Genomic DNA, 25,877 nt, shown 5'->3' with positions numbered 1-25,877 from the left:
GGCCCGGCGACGGGACGAATTAGCGCTCGTCGGTGCGACGGTCGACGTACTGACGCAGCGACCGGACCGCCTCCAGGACGAGGAACGCGCCGACAGTCGAAGCCGCGAACTGCGCGGTGCTTGGGTCCTCACCGACGAGGACCCAGAAGGCGCTGGTGAGGGCGACGACCATCAGGGCGTCGAGGGCCACTGGGCCGATTCGCGTCATGGTGTTACTCCTTGCGAGCGATGCGGGCTGGCATCGTCAGGGGGGAGGGACCGCCTCCCGCCGACCTCCTTTCGGAGGTTTCGCCTTTGCGTCGGTCAGGAGTGGGCGGCGAGGTGGTTGGCGAGGTCGCGGCGTACGCCCTCCCATGCCGCGATGGCGAACTCTGCGGTGGACAGGTCCAGCAGCGCCATGTGGCGTCGGGTGGCGGTCCTGGCTGTGGCCTGACGCTGCTTGGCCTCGGCGAGAGCGGCTTCAAGGTCGGCGGTGATGGCGGCCTCGGGCTTGCCCTTGATGCGGGCCTCGGCGAAGCCGTTCAGGATGATCGGCAGGCCGTCGCGCATGATCCGGTTGGCGTCGGCCCGGCGCATGTCGCCCTGACGGACGTAACGGTTGACGACCTCGCGGGCAGCCTTCTCTGCCTCTGGCGTGCGGGGGTACTTCATGTGACGCTCCAACGTTGTTGCGGGTGAACTCGCGGATTAGAAAGGGGATTTGGTGGGTCGACCGGCGAGCACGGTGGCGAAGTTGGCCATGACGACCATGGCCATGTGCTCAAGCTCCAAGCCGCCATCTGGGACGGGTGCGCCGAGGATGCGCAGAGTGATCAGGGAGCGGGAGACCAGGCGTTCCATGTCGTCGGTGTCGACGAGGTCGGAGCACAGGTCGCACGCACGCCATCGGCCGTCGTTCGGGAGCGGGGTTACCACGCCGTTGTCGGACATCAGGGCGACGGTGGCGCGGTCCTGGGGGATGTACAGCCAGCGGGCGCCGGGCAGGCAGCAGAAGTCACACTCGGACATGTGAGGCTCTCTTCCGGCTCAGGATGCGAGAACGAGCTCGACAGGCTCGGACCGCTCACCCTGGTAGTGCAGGTCGTCTTCGTCGTCGTCGCCCTCGGCGTGGCACTCCAGCCAGAGATCGGCGACGTCGGGGTGCTCTACAGCGCGGAAGAACTTGGCGATCCCCTCTGCCTCTGAGCAGGTGAAGCGCTCCGCGACATGACTCGCCAACATGCCGTCGTTGAACAGGGAGGCGAACTCGCAGGCCGCATCTCGGTACTGATCGAGTCGCGTCTCGATGATGTCGACCGTGTCGGCGGCATACGTCAGATAGAGAACCGTTGCCTCCCGCTCCGCCCGAAGGGCACCCCACGGATTCAGGGCGCAGCTCAGCCGTGACCAGACGGCCGGCATGTGGCTGAGCAGAGACTTGGTGGTCGCGAAGACCGTGTCGAGACGCTTGAAGGCACGCATGATGTGTTGCTCCTGGTGGTGGGTGTCTACAGGCAGAGCAGGGGCGGGGTGATCAGGGAGAGCTCTCCCTCGACCTCTTGGGCCGAAATGCCGTGGGGCTCCCAGACGCCGCATTCGGGGTCGTCCTCGCACGGGCAGTCGCGGCGGGAAGTTTCGACGAGGGCCTCGGCGCCGAGCCGGGCGAACGACAAGGCGTCGCCCTCGGTCTCGAAGCGGGTCTCCTCGCGGTGGTCGTGGGTGACGACGAACTGGCCGTCTTGGTCCTGCTGGACTTCCCACAGGCCAAGCAAGTCGGCGATCTCGTTCCAGACACGCACCTCGTAGGGACGGGTGGCGGTACGCATGTGTCCTCGCATTCGCATGACGAGCCACCCCTCCCCGAGAGGGGAAGGCAGGGAGGGGTGGCGGTTCAGGGGGGAAGGGTCAGGCCGGCATGAGGGCGAGCTGACCGGGAATCTCGTTGCGCATGAACTCGCGCCCGAGATTCAGGAAGTGCTCACCGCGGCCGTAGTCGTACGCGTCGCGGACGTCGTCCCAGTCCGCGTAGCCGTCCGGCTCGTTGTCGGACAGGTCCCAGAGCCGCTCGGAGGCGTGCTCGACGATGCTCTGGTGGTCGGCGTCGGTGTCGTACGGGTAGTGCAGCGCGACGTCTTCGAGGGCCTCATCGAGGTTCTTCTCGAACACCTCGCGACGCTGGTCGTAGTAGTCGTCCTCGTCGAGGAACGGGTGATCGTTCTTGACGAACTCCGCCAGGGCAACGGCCTCATGGAACGCTGCGGTGTACGTGCGGCGCCCGTGGCAGTCGCCTTCACACTCGGCGCCGTAGCACTCGTCCTCGTACGGGTCGCAATCCGGCTTGCAGTCCTCGGTGTGAGTGCCGAGGCAGTCGAGGGGACAGATCTGCTCGTAGACCTGGACGAAGAGCTGGGCCGTGTCCCAGGCGCTCGACCCTCCCCCGCACTCGTAGACGTGCTCGTCGGAAACGCTCGTGTCTTCGCGGCCTTCGTCGGCGGCGGTGCGGATGGCGTCACGAGCAACCTCGAAGTTGCTCTTGTCCCCGATCCAGCCCGCTCTGTCGTCGTTCCACGTGAACATCTCCACGTGGGTGGGCAGGTCGTCTACGGAGAACCGGCCGGTGTACCACGAGGGCCAGGCGTAGCAGTCGTCTTCGAGCCGGGCGGCGTAGGTCGCCAGCGTCTCGTCGGATGGTGCGTCGAGTCCGTGTTGCATGAGCATCCTTACGGCTAGATACACTATTACAAACGGACGGACGTCAGGCGTGCAGCGTCAGCCCGAGCTCCAGGCCGAGGCTCACCGACAGCACCTCCACCGTGTCGCGCAACACCTCGTTCTCGACCGCCGTTTCGAACGAAAAGCGGACCAGCTCCAATTCGATGTCCCTACGGACAGCAAGCTCCGCGTTCACCGCGTCGAGCTCTCGCGCCAGCATCCAGACGCGCTCCTGGAGGTTCTGGAGCTGGGCATCCACGGACAGGCCGGCCGTCAGGTCCGACGCCTTCGCCAGGGACACACCCTGCGTAGCGATGTTCATGTTTCTCCTTCGGGTTGCGGCGGGCACCGCCCGCCTTGCAGGCCGCCCCGCCAGATGGCGAGCCGGTAGAACACGACCAGGAGCGCAGTTCAACTATTACATACGCTTCGCGATCATGGCGCCTCCCGGCGGCTTTGCACCTACGCCCTGTGGCGTCCGGGAGGCTCGGCCCTCGCGGGCCGAATGTTCAACGTGAGCGATTGATGGGTGAGGCTCGCTCGTACCTCGTCTCACCGTCCACCCTCGCGCCGTACCGCGTTCCGTTCACCTCGTTTTCGAGGTTCCCGATCCGTTTCCGGCCGTCCGATGGACGGTGAGCCCTGACACACGCCAGTCACATTCCTGCCGACCGATCCACCTGACCTCCTGTCCACCGCACCACAGGGCATCCCATGGGACGGCACAGCGAGTTGAGCCAGTTGAATGCGGCGCCCGACTGCTACCGGCTGGATAGACCGGTACGGGCAGCGTTCCTTACACCTGGGTGGCTGTACCCGAAGGGGTTCTCGGTGCCGTCCGATCGCGCTCCCATCAAGCGGCAGGATGCCCTACCTACGTTCGCGCTCTCTTTCGGGCCGTGGTCGCCCTTCCTTCACCCCCGACGCCTGCCTCACGGCGGTATCGGGACGGCGGTCGTGCTGCCCGCGCTGCGGCATGTAGGCCAACAGGCAGGGAGTTCGAGTGCCTGCCCGGTGGACCGGGCGGCTGTGGCTCCGACCCTAGCGGATCTTCGCCGTTCGGTTCAACTCTATCAATCGCGGCTGAACCTTCCGCCTCCCCCGCCATCCGGCGGCGCCGCTCATGCGGCCCGTTCTCAGTGGTTGGTGTGGCGTTGGCTCCGACTCTAGCGAGTCCAAGCCGTTGGTTCAACTCTTGCAATCGCTTCGAGCGACCGCCCCCGCTCTGGTCTGCCTGCCTTGCGGCTGGCGTCCCGTTGCGGCGACAGGCAGAAAGCTAGCCCATCCGGTTCAACTCTTGCAAACCCTGACTCGAAAGCGCAGGTCAGAGGCTGTTTGGTGGGCGTTCTGGGGTACTGCCTTGGGGGGTGCGGGGGGTGTGCGTGGTGCAGGCATACGCGTACGTGCGCGACCCCCCGGCGCAGGGGTGGGGGATGACCCCCGGTACACACGCGCGCGGACCGCCCTGTCATAGCAGCTCGAATTGCGCCACGGTTCCAAGGTCCCGCACGCTCTACCGCGCCTGGCGTCAGCGCAGGTCAACGGCACGAAGAGCCAGTTCGCGGCGGCCCTGAAACTGCACAGGAATGCGCGCCAGGAGGGCCGTCGCGAGTCGGCAATCGATGCGTCGTCAGGCGGCGGCGGGCAGGCGGTCCCGCCATTGCTCCAGCGTGCTGACGGCGTGCCGGAGGTCAGTGATCAGCTTGTCGAGCGTCTCGGCGGAGGAGACCGGGACGTAGTCGTGTACCGCGCCTTCCCGGTCGGACTCCGTACCGAGGTCTACCCGAGCGGGGCTGCGGCCTTCGCCCGGAAGCCGGTATGCCTCGCTGGAGGTGGTGACGAACGCGAGGCGGAGGCGTTCTCCGTTGATCAGCGGGGGCAACTCGACGGCGACAGGGGCAGACTCGTGGAAGACCGAGTCGTGCTCCGGGTCCTCATCGGCGTGGTCCGCGGAACACCACTCCGGGCAGTTGTCCCCCGTCACACTCAGCTTCCAGTCGTTCGCATTCATGACTGCGATTCTGCCACGCATGCGGAATGATCCATTCCGGCGATGGCGATAGCTCAGCGCCATCCGGCTAGCCGACGAGGACTCTCGCGCCGCCCTGCCCAGAGAGAGAGTCGGCGCGAGAGTCGGGTCCTGCCTACGCGGGCCGGACTTCGCCGAGGTACCGATACCCAGACCGGACCGAGCAGCCCAGACGCTCTGCCAGCGTCGGCCCGGACACCTTGGCGCCCTCGGCCTTCATCGCCGCGACGGTTTCCTTCACGACAGTCAGCGGCACTGCCTTCCGGCCGCGACCACCCTGACGAACGCCGCCGAGGCGCGGCTTGCCTTCTGCCTGCTCGGCTTCCGCCAACTCGTCGTCAATCTCTTCTGTCAGCCCGTCGCATCCGTCTGCCAGCTCCCCGGCGGCCTCGGCCAGCTCCTCGTACTCGTTCACGATGCCGTGACTCTTGGACACGAGGCAGCGACCTGCCAGGTCGAGGGCGTCTGTCAGTTCACCGGCCAGGTACTCGGCCGTCGCTTCCAGATCACGCATCTTCTGGGCGGCCGTGATCTCGGCGCCCGGGGTGGCTGCCATGTGGAGCATGTGCGCCACGACGAGCGGAGGCACGGCTGACACGACGGCAACGAGCACGGCAGAGCTCACCATGTATCCACGGTCGATCAGGTGTGCCACAACCTGTGCTGCCAGTGCCAGGCCGAGCGCCATGCCGGCGCCAATGGTGGCAGTGACGCGGCCGGGCAAATCGGCACGGCGGCGCACCTCGGAAATGACCGCAGCGCAGGCGGCGTAGGCGGAGACGCACACCGGCATGAGCCAGGTGAACCATCCGTGCCAGCCTGCCAGTTCTGCCATCCGGACCTCGCCCGGCACGGACATGACCAGGGCGGCGATGAGGACGAACGGGCGGCCAGCGGTGAAGACCACGCGGGCGTACCAGGGCATGAGCATGTGGGTTCCCTTCGGTAGCACGGCGGCGGTCAGGCAGCCAGGACGGCGCGGCACAGAGCACGGCCTCGGCTGGCAGGGGTGTCCGTCTGGGCGGGCTCGGTGGTTGGCAACTCCGGGTCGGCGGCGAGGAAGGCGGCGGCTCGGTCGAGTTCTTCTCGGCAGGCTCCGCAGAGGTCGCCTTGGCGGCCCTGGGGGAAGGGGGCTCGGCAGACGTCGCAGCGGTCGCGTGTGTCCGGCGCCGGGGGTGCCTTGGGCGTGGGCTTGGCCGGCATCTGGTTGCGCAGGCGGTAGGCGACCAGGGCCGCAGCGGAGTCGACTCGTTCGGGGAGGCGCGCGCTGAGGACGGCGGTGATCTTCATGGTGCTGTGGCCCTCGGCGAGCCACTCGGCGGCAAGGGGCGCGAGGCGGAGTACCTCGTTCGTGCTGAGCTTGAGGCGGCTGTCGATGGCGCCGAGGTGGGCGAGGGTTGTAGCTGCCCGGCCGGTCTCGGCGTCAGCCGGGGCGGTCTGGGCGTTCTTCTCGCCGGAGGCTTCATCCTCCTCCGCGTCGGCCTTGGGAGCCTTCTCGGCCTGGGCCTCGGTGGAGGGGTCGGGGAGGAGGTTCTTTTCCTGGTTCTTATCCCCCTTGGGGAGATCGCCGACGTTCCGATGCCTCGGTGCACCGACCGTCGGAATGCGGTTCATCGGCAGGTCGGAGACGTGGGTCTGCGTGCCCCACAGGCCCGTCTCGGGGTCCTGGCCGCGCTCCCGGCGCAGATAGCCCGCGTCCTCCAGGGCGCTGAATGCCTTGGCCACGGCTCGGCGACCTTCGGAGACCTGCTCCGTGACGGTGTCGATTGTGGCCTTGGCGCCGTCCGGCATGGACAGCAGCCGGACCAGAAGGCCCACGGCGGTGAGCGACAACCGCTCGTGTCTGGCTGCGGCGTTGGGCACGACCACGAAGGCGCGGTCGTGCCGGTTACGATGCACTCGCATCGAGAGCCAACCCCTCTCGGTGGACGGCCCCGGGTAGGTGTTCGCGCACCTGTGACCCGGGGCCGTTTACGTTCTGTCCTGCGCAACGTACGACATAGTGTCACTCGTTTGCAAGACTTGAACCTAGGGCCCGGGAGACGCCCCCTGCGTGACCGGCGTCACATCGAGGAGTCTTTCCGGATCGCTCCGCCTTCTCCGTATATATAAGTAGAAGGCGCTGCCGCTAAGGATTTCCGCTTTCTTAATTGGGCCCCTCCGGGGCCCACAGAATGAAGTCTCCAATCCCTTTCCGCCGCTGCAACCACCGGCTTTTTGGTCAGCGATTGGAGGGCTTATGGCTTGGTCTACCTCAGACCGAAGGGCCCGACTTCCAGCGAATTGGCCCCAGATCAGGATTCGCATCCTCCGGCGCGACGGACATAGGTGCACAGCCAGAGATCAGTACGGCGTGCGATGTTCCGAGCTCGCAACGGATGTCGACCACATACAACCCGGTGACGACCATCGAGAGGCCAACCTGACATCCCTTTGCGGGTGGCATCACCGGGTCAAGAGCTCGCGTGAAGGGGCTGCGGCTCAAGCTGCCGCGCGCCGACATGCCAGACGCAGGTTCCGCCGGACAGAAAGACACCCGGGCCTGCTTTGACCGCGCAGAGCTCCAGGCCCATGCCTGTTGAGCCGCGCCGGCCCCCGAGGACCCCCCTTCCCTCGGGGGCCTTCTGACTGTGGAGGTGTGAGATCCCGGGCCCCGTACCAAACCGCGAGGCGGATCTCGCCCGCCCACGCTCCCGAAAGGGAGCCGACGTCCAGGCCGTGACCAAGGGCCTCATGCGCGACGTGAAAGTCCCGAATGCCGACCGGAACTGGCACCCCATCGCCAAGCGCCTCTGGGACGCCCTGAAGTCCTCGGGCCAGTCGGACTTCTACCAGAACAGCGACTGGGCCTTCGCCTACTCACTGTGCGAAGACCTGTCGTATTACAAGAAGGCCGGCAAGCGAAGCGGCCAGATGCTTCAGACGATCTACTCCGCCTTCGAGCGCCTCCTCGTCACCGAGGGCGACCGCCGCCGCGTGCGTATCGAGCTGCATGAGCCTGAGCCCGAGGAGCAGTCCGCGGCTGTGCTCGCCATCGCCGACTACCGGAAGGAACTGGGGCTCGCCGAGTGAGGTGAGCCGCTCTCCCGGCGGCCCGACTTCGGGGAGGAGGTGAGTCCCATTCCAGCCCTCACAGCAGTAGAGATCGAGGCCCTTGAACCGTCGTTCCTGGGCCCAACATGGACGAAGGAGCCGGACGGCTCCTGGAAGCTCCCCGAGCGCACGCTCGGTTGGCAGATCGCCGGTTGGTGCGCCGAGTTCCTCAGAGCCGAGGACAGTGGTCCCTGGCGCTTCACGCGCGAGCAGCTCCGCTTCGTTCTGTGGTGGTACGCGGTCGATGAGAACGGCCGCTTCATCCACCGCAAGGGAGTCCTCCAACGCCTGAAGGGCTGGGGCTTAGGGCAAGGACCCGCTCCTCGCGGTCATTTCCCTGGTCGAGTTCGTCGGCCCCTCCCGCTTCTCGCACTGGGGTAAGGACGGTCAGCCGGTCGGCGTTCCGCACCCCCAGGCTTGGGTCCAGATCGCGGCCGTCAGTCGCGACCAGACGCGCAACACGATGACACTGATGCCGTCGCTGATGTCGGACAAGCTCATCGAGACGTACGGCATCAAGGCCGGGGCCGAGTTGATCCGCGCGAATGGTGGCCGGCAGAGGCTCGAAGCGGTCACATCGTCGTTCCGCGCGCTTGAGGGTGGCCGAGTCACGTTCACGGTGCTCAACGAGACGCACCACTGGGTGACCGGCAACAACGGCGACCGCATGTACGAGACGATCGACGGCAACGCGACGAAGAAGGACTCGCGCTACCTGGCGATCACAAACGCCTACCTCCCCGGCGAGGATTCCGTCGCGGAGAAGATGCGCGAGGCATACGAGAAGATCCTCGAAGGCCGCGCTGCGGACGTCGGCTTCATGTACGACAGCATCGAGGCCCATCCGGCAACACCGTTGACTCCCGAGGCAGTTCGGATCGTCCTGCCGCGGATTCGCGGTGACGCGGTGTGGCTGAGGGTCGAGACGATCCTCCAGTCCATCCTGGACACGACCATCGCGCCGTCGCGCTCGCGCCGGATGTGGCTGAACCAGATCGTGGCGTCCGAAGATGCGGTGTACAGCCCAGCCGACTGGGACGTCCTGCGTGACGACTCGAAGGTCCTCCAGCCCGGTGACGAAATCGTGTTGGGCTTCGACGGCGGCCTCCGCGATGACTCGACTGCTTTGTGCGCACTCCGCGTCAGCGATGGATTCGCCTGCGTGCTGGGCCTTTGGGAGAAGCCGGACGGCCCGGCCAGCAAGGAGTGGGAAGTCCCGCGTGACCGGGTGGACAGCGCAGTGCACGAGGCGTTCTCCACCTTCAGCGTGCAGGGCTTCTACGCGGACGTGGCTCTCTGGGAGTCGTACATCTCTGAGTGGTCCGCGACGTACGGCGAGGGTCTGGCCGTCAAGGCTCCGGGAAAGGACTCAATCGGCTGGGACATGAGGACCAGCCTGAAGGCGTCGACCATGGCGCACGAGCGGCTACTCCGTTCAATCCTCGACCGGAAAATCGTCCACGACGGCGACCGAAAGTTGCGCCGCCATGTTTTGAATGCGCGACGTCGTACCAACAATTACGGCCTGAGCTTTGGCAAGGAATCACGCGAGTCTCCGCGAAAGGTCGACGCCTACGCGGCTTTGATGCTTGCCCACGAAGCCCTTTTCGATCTCCGAGCCCGAGGCCGGAAGACCCGTACGCGTACCGGGCGGGGCTATTTCCTTTGATCGATTGACATAGTTTATCTGAGGCGGTGATGTTGTGGTCTTCGCTGCCTCGCCCCTCGCGCTCGCACAAGAACTCCTGGCCATCCTGCATCGAGACGGCGACCGTCTGCGTCGCATCGATGACTACCTTCACGGTCGGCACTCGGACCCCTACATGCCGCCCCAGGCCGATGACGAGTACAGGCTGCTGGCGCGGCGCGCGGTGTCGAACTGGATGCCCCTGCTTGTCTCGACCCCGGCCCAGGCCCTCTACGTGGACGGCTATCGTCCAGGTTCGGGAACCTCCGCTACGTCCGAGCCTGACTCAGAGACTCCCGAGTGGGAGCACTGGCAGAGGTCCCGTCTCGACGGCCGCCAGGCCGCCGTCTACCGGGGCGCGCTGACGTACGGGCACGCGTTCACCATGACGGAGCGAGGCCGCTCCGGCGACGTAATCACCAGGGGGCTTTCCGCCCTCAAGACCAGCGCTCTCTATGAGGACCCGGCGAACGACCACACACCCCATGCGGCATTGACCGTGACGACGTGGCCGCAGGGCGACCAGCCGGGCACCGCCCGGCTGTGGGATGCCAAGCGGGAGTACGTGGTCACCTTCCGGTCGCTGAGCGATGAGAAGTCGGTGCGCCTCCAGGGCGGCACTCTTCACGGTTCCTCGGAGTGCCCGGTCACGCGCTTCGCCGCCTGGGTCGACCTGGAGGGAAGAACCCTCGGCGTCATCGAGCCGATGATCTGTGTCCAGGACCGCATCAACCAGACGGTGTTCGACCTCTTGCTCGCCCAGTCCTACGGCAGCACGAAGGTACGGACGGTCACGGGCATGGCCCCGCCGGTCCAGCGCGACCCGGAAACGGGCGAGCCGGTGCTCGACGCCCAGGGCAACCCGATCCCGGTGAGGATCAACCACAACAGCCGCCGCTTCCTCTTCGCCGAGGACCCCGACGTCAAGTTCGGCTCACTTGACGAAACCCCGCTCGGGGGCTTCATCGACAGCATCGAAATGAGCATCCGGCACCTCAGCGCCCTTGCCCAGGTGCCCCCGCAGACGATCCTGGGACAGATCGCCAACCTGTCAGCGGAGGCCCTTCAAGCCGCAGAAGTCTCCCTCAGCCGGATGATCTCCGAGGTCCGCACGGGCTTCGGAGAGTCCTGGGAGAGGGTCTTCAGACTCGCGGGCGAACTGGCCGGCAACGCATCCTCCGCCGAGGACTTCCGCGGCGAGGTCGTCTGGCGCGACATGGAGTCGCGCAGTCTCGCCCAGTCCGCAGACGCCCTCGGCAAGCTCCGTACTCAACTCGGCATCCCCGAACGCGGCCTGTGGCGGCGCGTCCCGGGCGTCACGCAAACCGAGCTGGAGGACTGGGAGCAGATGCGCGAGGACGACGACTCGGTGGGGCAGCTCGCGGGTGCCCTCAACCGTGCCACCCCCGAGGACGCGGCGCCCATCGAGAAGGCTGCGGCGTGACGCGCCCCGCCAGGCAGGCCGAGACGGACGAGGTGGCGGCGGCCTTCCACGTAGCCCTGACGCAGATCGGCGTGCAGACCACGGCCGAGGCGCTGACCCTCTGGGCGGACGTGCCGGCCGATCTGCGGGCCGCCACCGCAGGCGGCTGGCTGCGGCGGGCGATCTCTCTGGTCATGGGCCGCAGGCGCCAAGCGCGGGATCTGGCCCGCGCCTACTTTCGGCTCGCCCGCGCCCTTCAGACCGGTACGACGGTCGCCGACCCGTACCACCCGGAACCGGAGCACGTCACGCTCGGCGATCTGCGCCGCGAGTTCGCTGTGCTGGCCGGCACCTCCAGCCCCTCCACCCCGCGTGCGAACGAGGGCGCGACCGGCAAGTCCGGGGAAGCCTCGCAACCACGCGGGAAAGATCCACACCCTGTGGAGGAGGGCGTCCCGGCGGCCACGGAGAAGGACGAGCACCAGGAGCTCGACGACGGTGACGACGACTGGGAGAAGATCCTCGTCGAGGAGCTGGAGGGGCTCCGGGAAGAAGAGGAGCGCATCGAGCGCGCGGCCGAATTGGAGCTCCGCACGGTGCTCGATGCCCTCGGCACGCAGAACCTGAACAGGCGACTCGCCGAGGTCGACGACCAGCAGTCAGCTAAGGCCGCCGATGCCGCTCGCGCGGAAGCACACCGGCAAGCAGGAGCCCGGCAGGCAGCCGCGGCCTCACGGATGGCGATGAACGGCGCCCGGTCCTCGAACTGGACGCACATGCGCCGTGACCGGCGAACCCTCGGGTACATCCGGCTGTCGCGTACCGGCACCCCGTGCGGATGGTGCGCCATGCTCATCAGCCGAGGCCCGGTCTACAAGAGCGAGTCGGCCGCCACCTTTGCAGACGGCGACAAGTATCACGACAACTGCCACTGCTACGCGATGCCGGTCTGGAACCGGGATCAGTACCAGTCGAGCGAGTTGACCGCGCTGTCGCGGCAGTACGAGGCTCTGTGGCCAAAGGTCACGAGGGGCCACACCGGCAAGGACGCGATCAGCGTCTGGCGCCGGTTCATCCGCCAGAAGCAACGAGCCGCAGCCCAGGAGGCGCGGCAGACCACGAACACGACCCAGGAGGCGTGACCCGTGACCGAAGAGACCAGCACCCAGGCCGAGGCGACCACGCCCGAGCAGGAACAGACCTCGGCGGCCGACCAGCCCGTGTCTACCGAGACGGCCGAGCCGTCCGGCGAAGACGCCCTCCCCGAGTGGGCGCGCAAGGAGCTGGCCAAGGTTCGCGGCGAAGCCGCGAACTACCGCACTCGTCTGCGGGACGCCGAGTCCAAGCTCGGCGAGGCCAAGGACCCAGCGGAGATCGAGGCGGCCGTCGCCGAGCTCAAGGCGCAGAACGCCGAGCTGGAGCGCTCCATCCTGCGGTCCAGCGTCGCCCGCCGGCACGAGCTCCCCGACGATCTCGCGGACGCGCTGCGCGGCGAGGACGAGGCCGCGCTCGAAGCGCACGCGAAGGTGCTGGCCAAGTACGTCCCGGCCCCGCTTCCCCCGTCGCTCGGTGGCGGCCTGACGCCCGACGACGGAGACGGAGAGATGGACCCGCGCAAGCTCGCGCGTCTCACCCGTCGCTGATCTGAGTCCTCACCCCCATTAGCTACGCCTCCGGTTTCCGGGGGCTTTTTTTATGCCCCAGGAGGCTTAGTGACAGCCGAGCATCAGGTAGTCAAGCCTGAGAAGCTGATCAACACCGCTATCGGGATGCTGGAGCAGGAGCTCCTCGTGCCGAACCTCTTCACCAAGGAGGGCGTGGACCGCTTCAAGGGCGCCAAGAACGACACGATCAACGTCACGGTCGAGGGTGTCCTGCCCTTCCACGACTACGAGTGGCGTTCCGGTTCTGCGGGCAGCTCCACGCCGGGCGCCCGTCAGCGTGTCGTGTTCGACGAGTACGCCGAGCGGACCATCCCCGTCACCTTCGGCGGCAACGTCTACAACGGTGTGAAGCTCACGGACGAGCAGGCCGACTTCGACATCCACCAGTGGGGCAAGCTCCTACGCCCGCAGGTGAAGGCGATTGCGCGCGGCCTAGCCCGCCGGGCGGTGAAGACCCTGGTCGACCAGCCCTACGCGGTAACGGTCGGCAACGCCGAGAAGTCCATGCGCAAGGCGATCATTGAGGCCCGGCGCGTGATGAACAAGTTCAACGTGCCCGAGGGCAACCGGTACATGGTCGTCGGATCGGACTTCGAGACCGTCCTGCTGTCCGACCCTGATCTGAACCTTGCCTCCAACGTCGGTGACGGGCAGGCGGAATCCGCTCTGGTGAACGCCACGCTCGGCAACCGCTACGGGTTCCGGTTCATCGTGGATCAGACTATCCCGGCTGACTCTGCGTTCGCCTTCGCCCAGTCCGGCTTCATCTTCGCGTCGGCGGCTCCCTCGGTGCCGCAGTCTGTTCCGTTCGGCGCCACCACGAGCTTTGAGGGCCTGGCCCTGCGCTGGCTGCGGGACTACGACAGCGAATACTTCCAGGACCGCAGCATCGTCAACTGCTACCAGGGCTTCCGCTCGGTCAAGGACGTGCTCGTCGGCTGGGACCCGGCGAAGGAGAAGGAAGTCATCTCCACGCAGGAGCACTTCGTGCGCGGGATCAAGCTCCAGCTCGATGGCAAGAGCGACTACCCCGAGGTGGGCTCCGAACTCGCGACCATCACCGGCGTCTCCGCCGCGAAGGTCTTCACCCCGACCGGCCCGGCGGCCGAGACCGACCCGGCCAACGCCTGATCGCGACACAGCGGGCCGCGTGACCTGGAGACCCAGGCGCGCGGCCCGCCGGCCTTTGCGAAAGGAGGTCGTCGGTTGGCGTACGCCACCCTTGACGGGCTCAAGACTCGTCTCGACTGGGAGCTCGACGACGATGAGCTCCGCATCGCGGCCGGTGCCCTGGAGGATGCCTCCGACCTGGCCGCCGCCCACGGCCGCGACTGGCCCGAGGAGCACCCGCCCCGGCTGGTACGCACCCTCGTCCTCAAAGCCGCAGCGCGCTACCTACGCAACCCGCACGGCTATACGCAGAGCCGGGCCGGTGACGAGACGCTCGCCTGGAGCGATGCCCACGGCCGCGACGCCGGGTCCGTGTACTTCACCCGCGAGGAGATCAAACTCCTCGAAGGGCTAGCCGGCACTCGCCCGACCCTCACGAGCGTGGTCGTCTCTGCCTGGGACTCACGCGACCGGCCCAGCCGCGCGGGGCTCGTACCCGTCGACTACGACGGCGCTCCCTTCCCCCTGTTCTCCAACGACAGGGGGCCGTGGTGAGCATCCAGCGACGGCGCGGCCAGAAGGCCCGCGTCTGGCGAACCGTCGAGGTCACTGACTCACGCGGCAACACGGTCACCATGGCCGACCCGCACGGTCCTATCGAGGTACGAGCAGCGTTCGTCCCCCAGCGCTCGGCCCGCGCCGAAGTTCCCGGCCAGCAGGAGATCAACGTGACGCGGATGATCGTGGACGCACATCTAGAAGGCGTCTCTCTATGGTCTCGCGTCGAGTACGCGGGCCGCCAGTGGGACATCGTCTCGCCGCCCGCGTATCACCACGGCGACCGCCGCACTCGGCACTGGTCGATCGACATCCGGGAGCGGCCCTGATGGCGAAGGTCTACCAGAGCGTCAATGGCCGGAAGATCGAAAAGTACGTCGCCGTGAACGAGGGCGTGCAGGCCGAGTTGACGGCCCGCGCCTTCGAGATCGCCGTGCGCGCCGAGGAGATCCTCGTGCAGCACCGTGCGGACGGTCACGCCGAAATCGACGTCGAGGCAGGCGACAACAACCGGTACGTAATTCTCTCGGATGATCGCGGCCAGAAGGCTGCCCTGTCCATTGAGTACGGCCGGGCGGAATCCGTCATCGTCCGCAAGGACAGGGACGGCGGGAAGTACCTGGACGTGCTCCCGGCGATGGACGGCCTGTACATCCTTGCTACCGCCTCGAATTTGCCCAAGAAGCGGAAGGGCAAGGTGAAGCTCGACTAAGTGGCCGGCATACCTGATCACATCAAGGCCCTGGCCGAACTGTCGCCCGTCGAAGACCTGCTCCTTGCGATCCTCCGCAAGGGCCTGCCGGGCATCAGAGTGAAGTCCCTCATCGACCGCCACGAACAGTTCCCGCTGGTACTGGTGCGCCGTGACCCCACGTTTGGCCAGTGGGCGGCCGACACGCGTTTCACGGACGCGGCCCGCGTTGTCGTGAACTGCTTCGCCGAGGACCCGGACGGCGACTCCGACGCTGCGATTCTGTCCGAGGCCGTGCGCGTGGTCCTGCGGGACTCCTGGCTCAACCATGAAGTCGTGCCTGGCCGGGGCCACATCACCCGGGTCGACATGAACTCCTCCCCTCGTCGGGCGAGCGACTGGGCCACGGCAACCGGGCCCGTGCAGTACGCGGATCTACCCACGGGCGTGTGGCGCTACGAGTCGGTGTACGACATCCAGATCCGCAAGCCGCGGACGCGCCCTTTCCCCCTCCCGTAATCCATCCCGCACGCACCCCAACACGCATATGGCGATAGGGGTTTCTGGCGTGCGCGAACTAGGAGAAACGTTTCTCTTTGGCGCTCAACGACAATGCAACCCTCGTCGTTGGGAATGGCAACTATCTGACCGCCCCGGTCGGAACCGCCATGCCCGGCGACCTTCTCGTGCCCACCTCCCCCTGGCAGAACGTCGGACACACCTCGCTTGAGGATGTCTTCGGCATCACCTCCGAGGGCGGCGAGGCGACCACGATCGGCACGCTTCAGAACAAGTCCCTGCGCACGAAGTACAGCGCGCGGACCGAGTCCATCACGTTCACCCTGAACCAGTTCGACACGGCCGCACTGCGTCTGTACTTCGGCGCCAACGCCCCGCTCCTGCCTGACGGTTCGATCGGTGTTCCTGCCGACCCGCAGCCGACTCAGGCCGCATTCATGGCGATCTTCATTGACGGCGAGTCGCACTTCGCCGTCTATGCCCCGAAGGCCGAGATCTACCGGGCCGACGACATGGCGATCGGCGACACCGAGTCGCTCGCCGGTCTCCCCCTGGGCGTCAAGCCGATGGTCTACGGCGCCAACTCCTGGACGTACGCCGTGACCCCGCTCGGCGGCACCGTCGCCACGGGCGCCTCGGCCGGCACGCCCGGCTCCTTCATCCCGACCGGAGCTGTCGCCCCGGCCGACCTCGCCGCCCTGGCGTCTGTGATCGCCACGCCCACCGCGAAGTGGGCCACCGGCCAGTACGTGAGCCTCGGCGACTCCTCGAAGGCGTTCTGGGACGGCTCCAAGTGGGTCGCCGGCTCAGCCGCCTGAGCTCCCCTGCGTCCCGGCGTGAGCGCGCGGACCCGCTCACGCCGGGCTTTCCCCCGGGTCCGCCCCCCTCTTGCACTCGACCTCGGAGGTCCGCACCCCCATGGCATCTTTCTCCCTCGACGACATCCGCAACGCCGCCGAGGCGCGATACGGCTCGACCGACATCGAGCTGGGCGACGAAACGGTCCGCCTGCTCAACCCTCTCCGCCTCCCCAAGGACACCCGCACCAAGCTCTCGCAGCTCCAGGACGACATGGGCGGTGAGGACGCGGACCAGGAGGAGCTGCTGTCCGAGGCGATCCGCCTGGTCGCCGAGCACGCGACGGCGGCCGACAAGCTCCTCAAGGCTGTAGGCGGTGACCTCGCCGTCCTGGCCGAGATCTTCGACCGGTACGGCAAGGGCGCTCAGGTGGGGGAAGCCTCGGCCTCTGCCGCCTGATCGACGACTACGGCGAGGGCCTGTATGCCGACCTGCGCTTCTACTACGGCGTCGACCTCGCCGAGGTAATCGCAGGCCGCGGACCCTCGCCCGCTCTCGTCCTCCTTCTCGTGCAGAGGCTGCCCGACACCTCTCTGACTGTCGCCCTCGCGTCGGGCGGCAGAGAGCACTTCGGCTGGGGCCAGGACCGACATTTGGCCGCCGATCTCTTCGACGCCATCAACTCCAACACGCGAGCCACCGGCCAGTGGGGCAAGGGCAAGGCTCCGAAGATCCCGCCGTTTCCCCGCCCGCAGGCAAAGGCCAAGGCGAAGAAGGCCAGCAAGCGGCCCGCCACCGTGGCCCAGCTCTATCAGCACTTCTCTCGGAGGTAGCCCTTGTCAGCGGGCCAGATCATCGGCCGTGTCGCCGTCAAGGTCTCCCCCGACACCCGTGAATTCAGGCGGGATGCGGAGAAGCAGCTCGACCGTATCGAGCAGCAGCTCGACAAGCTCAAGGTGTCGACGACGATCGACATGAGCGGCGCGTCGAAGGAGTTCGTCGAAGAGCTCCGGAAGATCAACAAGCGCAACAAGCAGTCCGACGCCCGCAAGATCCGCTTCTACACGACCATCTCCACCGATGGCATGGCGACCGCCGTACGGAACGCCGCCAAGGAGCTACAGCGCCGGGCGAACAGCCAGAAGGTTGACTTCAAGGTCAACGACCTCAAAACCACGGGCAAGGTCGAGCTGGAGCTCGACGAGCAGTCCGCCGACCACGTGAAGCGCAAGCTGCGCGACTGGGCCGACGACATCAGCCCGCTGAAAATCAAGGTCGAGCCGGACCTCGCCAACGGGTTCGGCGCGCGGATCTCGGCCCGGCTTCAGGTGCTGACCCGTCCGCGCACGGTGCCGATCGTCCCCGACCTGGACAACACGGCCGTGGCGAAGGTCGGCACTGCGCTCGCCGCTCTGTCCGGCGCGCGAGTGCTGAACAACATCTTCGAGCGGCTCGGTCGGACGCTGCGCAACCTCGACAAGAGCGTGCCGATCATCGGCTCGCTTTCCCTCGCGATTGCCGGCCTCGCTGGGTGGGGCCTGTCTGCCGCGAGCAACCTCGCCGCCCTGTCGAGCTCTCTCGCCTCGATCGGCGCCACGAGCCTTCTCCTGCCCGGCCTGTTCGGCGGCATGGCGGTCGGCCTCGGTGTCACCATCGCGGCCTTCCGCGACTTCAACAAGGTTCTACCCGAGGTCAAGGGTGCCCTGTCCGGTCTCCAGGACGCGATCTCGGCGAAGTTCTGGGAGCAGGCCAAGAAGCCCATTCAGGAGCTCGTCGATGGCCTCCTCCCGAAGTTCACGGCGGGCGTCCGGCAGACGGCCACCGAGCTCGGCCAGTTCTTCGGCGCCTTCGCCAAGGGCCTCCAGGGCGCCCTGGACCCCGCGCTGAACCAGATGTTCGTCGACCTTTCCAAGTCGATCGACATCGCCACCAACGGTACGGGCGCCTTCGCGAACATCATCGCCGTCCTCGGCAAGGTCGGCACGAGCTATCTGCCGTCGCTGGCCCAGTGGTTTGTCGACATCTCGGAGCGCTTCTCCGCCTTCCTCACCAAGAGCGAGGGGAACGGCAAGCTCAAGGGCTGGATCGACGAGGGAATCCAATCCCTCAAGGATCTGGGGTCGGTCCTCTACAACGTCGGCGGGATTCTTGCCGGCATCAGTCGCGCAGCCGAAGCTGCGGGCGGCTCCTCGCTCGGCATGATGGCCGACACCCTCGAAAAGATCCACGCGACCGTGGACAGCGAGGGCTTCCAGACCGGCCTGACCAACGTCTTTGCCGCAGCCCACACGGCGATGAACGCCATCGCCACCCAGTCGGGCCCGGCGGTCAAGAACCTCTTCTCGGAGCTTGGGCAGCTCCTGACCGAGCTCCTGCCGCAAGTCGGCGAGGTCATCGGCACCGCCCTGGACGCGGTCGCCTCGGCACTGGCGCAGCCAGCTGTGACCGAGGGCGTCAAGGCGATGTTCAGCGGCATCCAGGCCGCTGTCGAAGCGCTCGCCCCGGCGATGGCCCCGCTCGGCCAGGCACTCGGCGCGCTGATGCAGGTGATCGGCGCGTTCGCCGCAATGCTCGGTCCGCTGATCGCAGCCGCACTGGTCCCGCTGGCGAACGCGTTCACGGCGCTCGCCCCCTCGATCACCCCGATCATCCAGCTCCTCGGCGGTGCGCTGACGCAGGCGATCCAGACCCTCGCGCCCGTCCTCACGCAGCTCGTTCCGGTGATCGGCCAGGCGCTCAACAGTGCCTTCCAGACGCTGAGCGGCGTCCTGCCGACCATCGCGGAAGCGTTCGGGCAGATCGTCACGGCGATGGCTCCGGTCATCGCCCAGCTCGTGAGCGCGCTCGCGCCGATCCTGCCGATCATCGCGCAGCTCTTCGCGCAGATCTTCGCCGCGCTCGCACCGCTCGTCTCGACCCTGGCATCCGCGCTGGCGCCGATCCTGCCCGTGCTGTCGGCGGCCCTTCAGCAGGTGCTCACGGCACTCCAGCCGATCATCGCTACCGCGCTTCAGATCATCACGGCGGTCATCCAGCCGCTCCTGCCGATGCTGAGCGAGGTCATCCAGTCGGTTCTTCCGCCGCTGGCTGACGCGATTCAGCGCCTGCTCGAAGCACTCCAGCCGGTGTTCGACGCCCTGCTCAAGGTCGTCAACATCTTGATGCCCGTCCTCGTGCCGGTCATCCAGTTCATCGTCGAGCTGCTGGCCAAGAGCCTGGTAGACGCCGTCAACGGCGTCGCACTCGTCTTCGAGGGACTCGTCGAGATCGTCAAGGGTGTCTGGGACACCATCGTCGGCGTCCTGAAGATCGCGTGGGGCCTGATCGAAGGGCTCTTCACCGGAAACTTCGGCACCCTGAAGGAGGGCTGGTCGCAGTTCTGGTCCGGCATCTGGAGCTTCGTCAAGGGCATCTGGGACACGATCCTCGGAGCCTTCGAGACATTCCTGAGCATCGGCATCCTCGGCGCGGCTGGCAAGGGCCTCAAAGCCATCGGCGCAGCCTTCAAGTCCGGCTGGCAGGCCGTCAAGGGATTCGGCGAGGCCGCGTGGAGCGCGATCAAGTCGGGCTTCAGTTCCTTTGGTTCGTTCCTCGCCGACCTCGGCCGCTCGATGATGTCCGGGCTCGGCAGCCTGTTCTCGGCCGGATGGTCAGCGATCAAGGACGTCGCCAGTAGGGCGATGTCCGCCCTCGGCCGCGCCATCTCGACCGGCATCACCGAGACGATCGGCTTCGTCAAGGAACTGCCCGGCAAGGCTAAGGACGCGCTGAGCGGCCTCGGCTCCACGCTCGTCGACGCCGGTAAGTCGCTCATCCGCGGCCTCATCAGCGGCATCTCGTCGATGTTCGGCGCGGTGAAGGACAAGCTCGGCGATCTGACCAGCAAGCTCACGGACTGGAAGGGCCCGGCCCCCAAGGACGCGGTGCTGCTGTACGACGCCGGACGGCTCATCATCCAGGGCCTCGTCAAGGGTCTGGAGTCGGAGTTCTCCAGCGTCAAGGAAGCCCTCAATGAGCTGACGGAGAAGATCCCGAACGACGCCTCCCAGGGCCTGAAGAACCGGATCAACGCCGACCGGACCGCCATGCTCAAGCTGGCTGCCCAGTGGGACACCGGGGCCGACCGGCTCAAGGCCGCCCGCGACAAGCTCGACAAGATGCGCGAGGAAGCAGCCTCCTACGCGCAGCGGGTCACGGACCGGATCATCGACACCGGCGATGTGACCAAGGCGAAGAGCTCCTCCTTCAACGGGATCACGAGCGCCCTTCAGGCGGCCATCGACAAGGCGAAACGGTTCGCCACCGCGCTCAAGAAGCTGAAGGACATGGGCCTTGGCCAGACGGCCATGGACCAGATCGCTTCGGCCGGACCCGATGCGGGCCTGGCTGCGGCGGAGTCGATCGCGGCGGCCGGCAAGAACGGCATCGCCGAGGTCAACCGTCTTCAGGCCGAACTCGCCAAGTACGCCAGTCAGGCCGGAGCGACCGCCTCGGATGCGATGTACGCCAACGGCGTCCACATAGCCGAGGGCATCGTGAAGGGCCTCCAGAGCCAGCAAGCGGCGATCGAGAAGCAGATGCTCCAGATCGCCGACTCGATGGTGGCCGCCATCAAGAAGAGCCTCGGCATCCACTCGCCGAGCCGCGTCTTCGCCCAGCTCGGCAGCTACGTCGGCCAGGGCTTCGCCCAGGGCATCGAGGGCGAATCCGGGCGGGTGGCCAAGGCGGTCGACGCCATTACCGCTCGCCCCAGCTCCGCCGACTACGCCAACGCGGCGCGGTCGGCGTCCGCCGCCATCGCAGGCGGTCTCGGCCCCACTGGGGGCGGCGGCGTGACCAAGGTTCTCAACTACTACGCAGCGGCGGGAAGTTCGCTCAGCTCCCAGGAGGAGCTGTTCGCGGCGTCCCACCGCGCACGAATGGTGGGGTGGTGAGTGACTGCACTCCTGCTGGAGACCGAGCGCGATGCGCTCGACCTCAACGGGCAGGCAATGACAGGTTTTGGGTTTCAGGCCACGGCTGGCATGACCGGCCGTGGCCTGCCGGCAGTAGACGTCCAGTGGCTCAGCGGTGCCGGAGACGGCGCCCGGTGGCGCGGCCAACGCGTCCAGCCCCGAGACCTGGACATCCCGCTCGACATCCTCGGCCGCGACCGCAGCCATCTGTCCGAGCTGGTATCCCGGCTCGCCCAAGCTGTCGCAGGCGAATGCCAACTCGTCCTCGTTGACGATCAGGGGGTCCGGTGGTCCACGTCGGTCTACCGCACCGGAGGCGGCGACATCACCGACGACGGCACCAGCAGCCTTCAGACCGTGATCACCTTCCGCGCCCCTGACCCATACTTCGTCGCATCGAGCGTCTCGACCCAGTCGGTCGGAGGCGACCCCGGCAAGAGGCCCTTCCTGTCCAGCCTGGCATCACTGCCTCTCGCGGCCTCGCAGGCGATCGGTGATGTGCAGCTCGACAACACGGGCGATGTGCCGGCCTATCCGGTCTGGGAGGTGTACGGGCCGGGCCGGGACCTGACGGTCATGGCGCCGACCGGCGAGACCTTGCGCTGGCAGGGCACTCTCGCAATAGGCGAGCGGCTGATCGTCGATACCCGCAACGGTTCGGTGCGGGACGGCAAGAACGTCAACCGGTACGCCGACCTCGCGGCGGCTCCGCGCTTCTGGACGGTGCCGCCCGGCACCTCGACCGCAAGCGTCAGGATGCTCGACACCACCGCGGATTCCCGCATCGTGTGCTCCTGGCGCCCCCGCAAATGGATGGTGATCTGACCTGCGACTGCAAGACCTGACCGTGGAGGTCCGCGACAAGAACCTCACCCGACTCGGCCTGATACGTCCCGAAGACCTGGCGCTCGAAGTGACCGACACGTTCAACAACGTTGGCACCTGGAAGCTGACCCTGGCATCGGAGCACCCTCTCGCGGATACCCTGCGCACTCCCGGTTCGGGTCTGATCATCACCGGGCACGACGACGTTCTCATGTCCGGCCCCGTCGTCTCCTCCGAGTACGCGGCCACCCCCGAGGACCGGCGCGGCAGCATCGCGTTCGAGGGCGTATCCGACACGGTGATCCTGTCCGACATGCTCGCCTGGCCCGAGCCCACCAATCCCGATGTGGGCAAGCAGGCAACCGGGCACGACGAGCGCAGTGGGGCGGCCGAGACCGTGATGCACGGCTACGTCAACGCCAACTGTGGTCCGGCTGCCCCGGCCGCCCGGCGTCGGGGAAACCTGGTGATGGGGCCGAACCCGGGCCGGGGCCCGATGGTCAAGAAGAGCGCGAGATTCCCCACGTTGGGCGAGCTGCTCACCGAGATCGCGAGCGTGGCAGGGCTCGGCTTCCGCATCGTCCAGCGTGCCAGTCAGCTCGTGTTCGAGACGTACGCGGTCGCCGACCGTACGCGGGAGGTACGCCTCGACGTCCTGGCCGGCACGCTCGCCGGACAGCGCGTCTCGGTGTCGACGCCCGGTGCCACCCGGGTCATCGTCGCGGGCCAGGGCGAACAGGAAGACCGGACGCTCATCCCTGTCGACAACACCACGTCCATCAGCGCCGAGACGGACTGGGGACGCCGCATCGAGAGGTTCGTCGACCAGCGCAACACGGACGACGAGAAGGAGCTCACTCAGGCTGGCAACGAGGTCTTGGCCGAGGCGGGCAAGACTGCAACCGCCGTACAAGCCGTTCCCGTTGAAGACTCCCCTATGGAGTTCGGCGTCGACTGGCGACTCGGCGACCGCGTCACGATCGTCGCCGGGGGCCAGGAGCTGACCGCGCCCGTTACGGGCCTGGTCATCAAGGCCGGGGAAGACGGCTTCCACGTCGGCACTCTGCTCGGCGATCCCAGCCCGTTCGACCCGAACGCGGCAGCCACCGCGCAGGCGGCTACCACGCAGTCACGCGTCTCCGCCCTGGAACGGACGGCCGAGGCGTCTCCGCCCGGCCCCAGGGAGGTGTGGCCAGAGTCCTTCACGCAGGCCAGCCCGCCCACCGCCTATCCCGACGGCGCGAGCATCATGATCCTGTCCGCCGAGCAGGCCACGGCAGGTGGCTGGGACTTCGGAGGGAAGTACGGGCACGTCACCACGCGCAAAGAGCCGTGGGGCGACGCCTCTCAGACGTGGAGTCGCGTCCACGCCGCCACGACCCCGCACGAGGAGTGGGTGCGGGGTGGCAACGCCAGAACCGGCTGGGGTCCCTGGCGCATGATCACGTACAAGCAGATCCTCTCGGCCGACACCATCAACCAGGCCACCGACCCGACCGCCTACCCGTACGAGGACTCGCGCCTGTACCTCGACTCGGCCGCATCGAAGGCCGGGGGCTGGAGCTTCGCTCCGATGAGCGGCTACGTATGGACCACCGGCACGACTACCGGTTACACCACGCAGCGCTGGTCCCGAACCCACGGCGGCGCCGAACCGCATGAGGAGTGGGTCCGCGGCGGCTCCCCCTCGTCCGGCTGGTCACCCTGGCGACAGACCGCCTTTCGCGACAACACCGCGCGCGGCCTGATTGCCCTCGCACCCCTGAACGCTTCGGGCTACGTGGGCGACACCCCCACCCTGATCTACTACTGGACTTTCCCGGCCGAAGCCCGCCGCATGTACCGCTTCGGGCTGCGCATCAGCTCGGTCGACACGGACGGCACGGGTGACTCGGGGTCGGGCACCCGGTATGCGAAGCAGTCCGCATACACCGTTGCTCGCTGGGCCTCCGGGACCTCTGTCACCGCGTCCAGTCCCGCCCTCGGCGACATGCTGACCACCTGCTTCAACGATGACTCGGACTCTTCCTCCGGACTGTCCGCCACCTTCCACCTCAACGGAGCACCGGCCGGCCTAACCACCATCGGTGTCTTCTTGAACGCCCGACGCGCGGCGGCCACCTACGGGCAGGTCCGCTACCTCACCGGAGCCGGGTCGGAGTTGTGGATCGAGGACGTGGGTCCGGCCCTCTGACGCAAAGGAACACCTCTTCTTGGCAATCACGTCTTTCCCCTTCGACTCTCAGGTCGTCACGGAGAGCCAATACGGCTATCTCTTTCGGGAGTTCCAGGACTCCGGCGTCGTCGCCGCGTACGACAGTCCCGGATTCCAGGTCAGCGCGGGCAACGGCATGGTCGTGAACGTGCAGCCCGGTCTTGCGATCCTGCGCGGTCACATGGTGCAGTCCACTGCGGCCGAGGCGCTGACCATTCCTGCGGCCGGCACGAGCACGCGGGTCGACCGGGTGGTCCTGCGGCTCGATCCTGCCTCCAACTCGATCACGCTTGCCGTTAAGGCGGGCTCGGTGGGATCGACCGCTCCCCCGGCCCTCAGTCAGACCGACACCGGCATATACGAGATGGCGCTCGCGAACGTCACCGTGGCTGCCAACGTCACGACGATCACGAGTGCAGATGTCTCGGCGACGCGTCCCGTTGTCGGCCACCGGGTCGGCGTCTGGGCCACGTCCACCCGCCCGTCCTCTCCGCGCAAGGGGCAGCTCGGCTTCAACAACTCCTTGGCTCGGTGGGAGTGGTGGGATGGCTCGACCTGGGCCGATCTGGCACCGACCGTCTCGTGGGCGTCCCTCACGGGCAAGCCCTCTTCGTTCTGGCCGTCTGTGCACTCGCACGCGTGGGGGGAGATCACCGAGAAGCCGACAGCCTTCCCGGCGGCTGAGCACTCTCACAATTGGGACAGCGTCGTCGGCAAGCCGTCGTACTTCCCCCCGACGTCCCACGGCCATTCATGGGGACAGATCTCCGACAAGCCCGGGTCCTACCCGCCGTCAGGGCACTCGCACGGTGAGTACCTCACCTCCGGCAGCACGATCTCCTGGGCCAACGGCTCGAAGATGCCGCACAACAACAGCGCGAGCGGTTCCGGCACTTGGTACGCGGTGTGGGTCGAGGGCGACGGGACGTTCTGCCGGAACACGTCCTCCATCCGCTACAAGGAAAACGTCCGGGACATCGAGATCGACCCTGCCGCCGTCCTCGCCTTGCGGCCCCGCATCTACGACCGGAAGCCGACCGAGGGCAAGCCGCAGTCACGCAAGGACGAGTACGGCCTCATCGCCGAAGAGGTCGCAGCGACACTTCCCGAAATCGTCACGTACGACGAGGAGGGACGCATCGACGCCCTCCGCTACGACCTGCTCGGCGTCGCCCTGCTGCCGGTCGTGCAGGACCAGGCCAAGCGAATCGAGCGCCTGGAGGCCCTCGTCGAGGAGCTTGCCCGTGCAGCTTGAGCCCTCTGTGCAGGTGGCTCTCGTCTCGGCTGCCGGCGCCGTCGTCGCTGCCCTCGTCGGCGTCCTCGTCGAGCTCGTACGGAGGCAGGGCACTGCGCTGGCCGAGGTGCGCGAGCATGCCCAGGAGGCGCGCGAGCAGGTCTCCAACGACCACACCACGAATCTCCGTGATGACGTGGACCGCGTGATTCAGGGACTCGATCGCGTCCTCGACGGCCAGGCCCAACACAGCCGGGACATCACTGCCCTGCGCACAGACCTTGCCCACGAGAGGGCAGAACGCCTCGCAGTCGCCGAGCGACTCGATTCGCACATAACGGCTTCTGTCCCCAACCCCAACTGAGCCAAATCCGCTGCCTATTGG

The 25,877-nt window shown here is 67.1% G+C and carries 28 protein-coding genes and 1 other RNA gene; 18 read left to right on the top strand and 11 right to left on the bottom strand.

What is annotated here, in order from left to right; all coding sequences use genetic code 11:
* Positions 1-19: 19 nt before the first annotated feature.
* From CYQ11_RS29225 to CYQ11_RS20255, 11 genes are all read right to left on the bottom strand, one after another.
* Complete coding sequence (locus CYQ11_RS29225) at positions 20-208, bottom strand: hypothetical protein (RefSeq protein ID WP_146104721.1); 189 nt, start codon at positions 206-208, stop codon at positions 20-22.
* 21 nt (positions 209-229) lie between these two features.
* Positions 230-294, bottom strand: an RNA gene (locus tag CYQ11_RS20300) — hammerhead ribozyme type II.
* Positions 295-303: 9 nt separating this feature from the next.
* On the bottom strand, positions 304-651 hold the full coding sequence (locus CYQ11_RS20295; protein ID WP_099201400.1) for a hypothetical protein: 348 nt from the start codon (positions 649-651) through the stop codon (positions 304-306).
* Between the two features lie 36 nt (positions 652-687).
* Positions 688-1,008 (bottom strand): hypothetical protein, encoded by a 321-nt coding sequence (locus CYQ11_RS20290; RefSeq protein ID WP_099201401.1) that lies wholly within the window; start codon positions 1,006-1,008, stop codon positions 688-690.
* A gap of 18 nt (positions 1,009-1,026) precedes the next feature.
* Positions 1,027-1,461: a hypothetical protein gene (locus tag CYQ11_RS20285; protein WP_099201402.1), complete on the bottom strand. Its 435-nt coding sequence runs from the start codon at positions 1,459-1,461 to the stop codon at positions 1,027-1,029.
* 26 nt (positions 1,462-1,487) lie between these two features.
* The gene (locus CYQ11_RS20280) at positions 1,488-1,805 is read right to left on the bottom strand and encodes a hypothetical protein (RefSeq protein WP_099201403.1); all 318 of its coding nucleotides are present in this window, start codon (positions 1,803-1,805) and stop codon (positions 1,488-1,490) included.
* Between the two features lie 79 nt (positions 1,806-1,884).
* Positions 1,885-2,691, bottom strand: coding sequence for a hypothetical protein (locus CYQ11_RS20275; protein ID WP_099201404.1), 807 nt, complete (start codon positions 2,689-2,691; stop codon positions 1,885-1,887).
* Positions 2,692-2,734: 43 nt separating this feature from the next.
* Positions 2,735-3,013 (bottom strand): hypothetical protein, encoded by a 279-nt coding sequence (locus tag CYQ11_RS20270; RefSeq protein ID WP_099201405.1) that lies wholly within the window; start codon positions 3,011-3,013, stop codon positions 2,735-2,737.
* A 1,308-nt stretch (positions 3,014-4,321) separates the two neighbouring features.
* Entirely contained in the window at positions 4,322-4,702 is a 381-nt protein-coding gene (locus tag CYQ11_RS20265) for a DUF6907 domain-containing protein (protein WP_099201406.1), read from the bottom strand.
* A 133-nt stretch (positions 4,703-4,835) separates the two neighbouring features.
* Positions 4,836-5,651 carry a hypothetical protein gene (locus CYQ11_RS20260; protein WP_099201407.1) on the bottom strand — a complete coding sequence of 272 codons (816 nt, stop codon included), beginning with the start codon at positions 5,649-5,651 and terminating at the stop codon, positions 4,836-4,838.
* Between the two features lie 29 nt (positions 5,652-5,680).
* Positions 5,681-6,625 (bottom strand): hypothetical protein, encoded by a 945-nt coding sequence (locus tag CYQ11_RS20255; protein ID WP_146104720.1) that lies wholly within the window; start codon positions 6,623-6,625, stop codon positions 5,681-5,683.
* A gap of 723 nt (positions 6,626-7,348) precedes the next feature.
* On the opposite strand from CYQ11_RS20255, the gene CYQ11_RS20245 reads away from it, so the two are divergent.
* The 18 genes from CYQ11_RS20245 (at position 7,349) to CYQ11_RS20160 (ending at position 25,856) form a co-directional block, all read left to right on the top strand.
* A complete protein-coding gene (locus CYQ11_RS20245; RefSeq protein WP_448323635.1) occupies positions 7,349-7,792 on the top strand; it encodes a phage terminase small subunit in 444 nt (147 codons plus the stop codon).
* 493 nt (positions 7,793-8,285) lie between these two features.
* A complete protein-coding gene (locus CYQ11_RS20240) occupies positions 8,286-9,482 on the top strand; it encodes a terminase large subunit domain-containing protein (protein WP_240003582.1) in 1,197 nt (398 codons plus the stop codon).
* 34 nt (positions 9,483-9,516) lie between these two features.
* Positions 9,517-10,944 carry a phage portal protein gene (locus CYQ11_RS20235; protein ID WP_099201411.1) on the top strand — a complete coding sequence of 476 codons (1,428 nt, stop codon included), beginning with the start codon at positions 9,517-9,519 and terminating at the stop codon, positions 10,942-10,944.
* The gene (locus CYQ11_RS20230; RefSeq protein WP_099201412.1) at positions 10,941-12,065 is read left to right on the top strand and encodes a VG15 protein; all 1,125 of its coding nucleotides are present in this window, start codon (positions 10,941-10,943) and stop codon (positions 12,063-12,065) included. The genes CYQ11_RS20235 and CYQ11_RS20230 overlap by 4 nt, the downstream gene beginning before the upstream one ends.
* A 3-nt stretch (positions 12,066-12,068) precedes the next feature.
* Positions 12,069-12,566, top strand: a complete 498-nt coding sequence (locus CYQ11_RS20225; RefSeq protein ID WP_099201413.1) for a hypothetical protein — start codon at positions 12,069-12,071, stop codon at positions 12,564-12,566.
* 69 nt (positions 12,567-12,635) lie between these two features.
* The gene (locus CYQ11_RS20220; RefSeq protein ID WP_240003583.1) at positions 12,636-13,718 is read left to right on the top strand and encodes a phage major capsid protein; all 1,083 of its coding nucleotides are present in this window, start codon (positions 12,636-12,638) and stop codon (positions 13,716-13,718) included.
* Between the two features lie 75 nt (positions 13,719-13,793).
* Entirely contained in the window at positions 13,794-14,252 is a 459-nt protein-coding gene (locus CYQ11_RS20215; RefSeq protein WP_099201414.1) for a hypothetical protein, read from the top strand.
* The gene (locus tag CYQ11_RS20210) at positions 14,249-14,584 is read left to right on the top strand and encodes a phage head completion protein (protein WP_099201675.1); all 336 of its coding nucleotides are present in this window, start codon (positions 14,249-14,251) and stop codon (positions 14,582-14,584) included. The genes CYQ11_RS20215 and CYQ11_RS20210 overlap by 4 nt, the downstream gene beginning before the upstream one ends.
* Complete coding sequence (locus CYQ11_RS20205; RefSeq protein ID WP_099201415.1) at positions 14,584-14,967, top strand: DUF5403 family protein; 384 nt, start codon at positions 14,584-14,586, stop codon at positions 14,965-14,967. The genes CYQ11_RS20210 and CYQ11_RS20205 overlap by 1 nt, the downstream gene beginning before the upstream one ends.
* A complete protein-coding gene (locus CYQ11_RS20200) occupies positions 14,968-15,465 on the top strand; it encodes a hypothetical protein (RefSeq protein ID WP_099201416.1) in 498 nt (165 codons plus the stop codon). It abuts the gene before it with no gap.
* A gap of 77 nt (positions 15,466-15,542) precedes the next feature.
* A complete protein-coding gene (locus CYQ11_RS20195; RefSeq protein ID WP_099201417.1) occupies positions 15,543-16,283 on the top strand; it encodes a phage tail tube protein in 741 nt (246 codons plus the stop codon).
* A 100-nt stretch (positions 16,284-16,383) separates the two neighbouring features.
* The gene (locus CYQ11_RS20190; RefSeq protein ID WP_099201418.1) at positions 16,384-16,722 is read left to right on the top strand and encodes a phage tail assembly protein; all 339 of its coding nucleotides are present in this window, start codon (positions 16,384-16,386) and stop codon (positions 16,720-16,722) included.
* 110 nt (positions 16,723-16,832) lie between these two features.
* Complete coding sequence (locus tag CYQ11_RS20185) at positions 16,833-17,096, top strand: hypothetical protein (RefSeq protein WP_240003585.1); 264 nt, start codon at positions 16,833-16,835, stop codon at positions 17,094-17,096.
* A gap of 3 nt (positions 17,097-17,099) precedes the next feature.
* Positions 17,100-21,197 (top strand): phage tail protein, encoded by a 4,098-nt coding sequence (locus CYQ11_RS20180; RefSeq protein WP_099201420.1) that lies wholly within the window; start codon positions 17,100-17,102, stop codon positions 21,195-21,197.
* On the top strand, positions 21,198-22,043 hold the full coding sequence (locus CYQ11_RS20175) for a phage tail family protein (protein ID WP_240003586.1): 846 nt from the start codon (positions 21,198-21,200) through the stop codon (positions 22,041-22,043). It abuts the gene before it with no gap.
* 22 nt (positions 22,044-22,065) lie between these two features.
* Positions 22,066-24,237: a siphovirus ReqiPepy6 Gp37-like family protein gene (locus tag CYQ11_RS20170; protein ID WP_205041820.1), complete on the top strand. Its 2,172-nt coding sequence runs from the start codon at positions 22,066-22,068 to the stop codon at positions 24,235-24,237.
* Positions 24,238-24,256: 19 nt separating this feature from the next.
* Positions 24,257-25,513: a tail fiber domain-containing protein gene (locus tag CYQ11_RS20165; protein ID WP_099201422.1), complete on the top strand. Its 1,257-nt coding sequence runs from the start codon at positions 24,257-24,259 to the stop codon at positions 25,511-25,513.
* Positions 25,503-25,856, top strand: coding sequence for a DUF2746 domain-containing protein (locus tag CYQ11_RS20160; protein ID WP_099201423.1), 354 nt, complete (start codon positions 25,503-25,505; stop codon positions 25,854-25,856). Before CYQ11_RS20165 ends, CYQ11_RS20160 begins: the two co-directional genes overlap by 11 nt.
* Positions 25,857-25,877: the final 21 nt, after the last annotated feature.

Source organism: Streptomyces cinnamoneus, assembly GCF_002939475.1.
In the GTDB taxonomy this organism is placed as follows: Bacteria; Actinomycetota; Actinomycetes; order Streptomycetales; family Streptomycetaceae; genus Streptomyces; species Streptomyces cinnamoneus_A.
The sequence above is the reverse complement of the archived record's forward strand: the minus strand, read 5'-3'. Positions and strand labels throughout refer to the sequence as shown.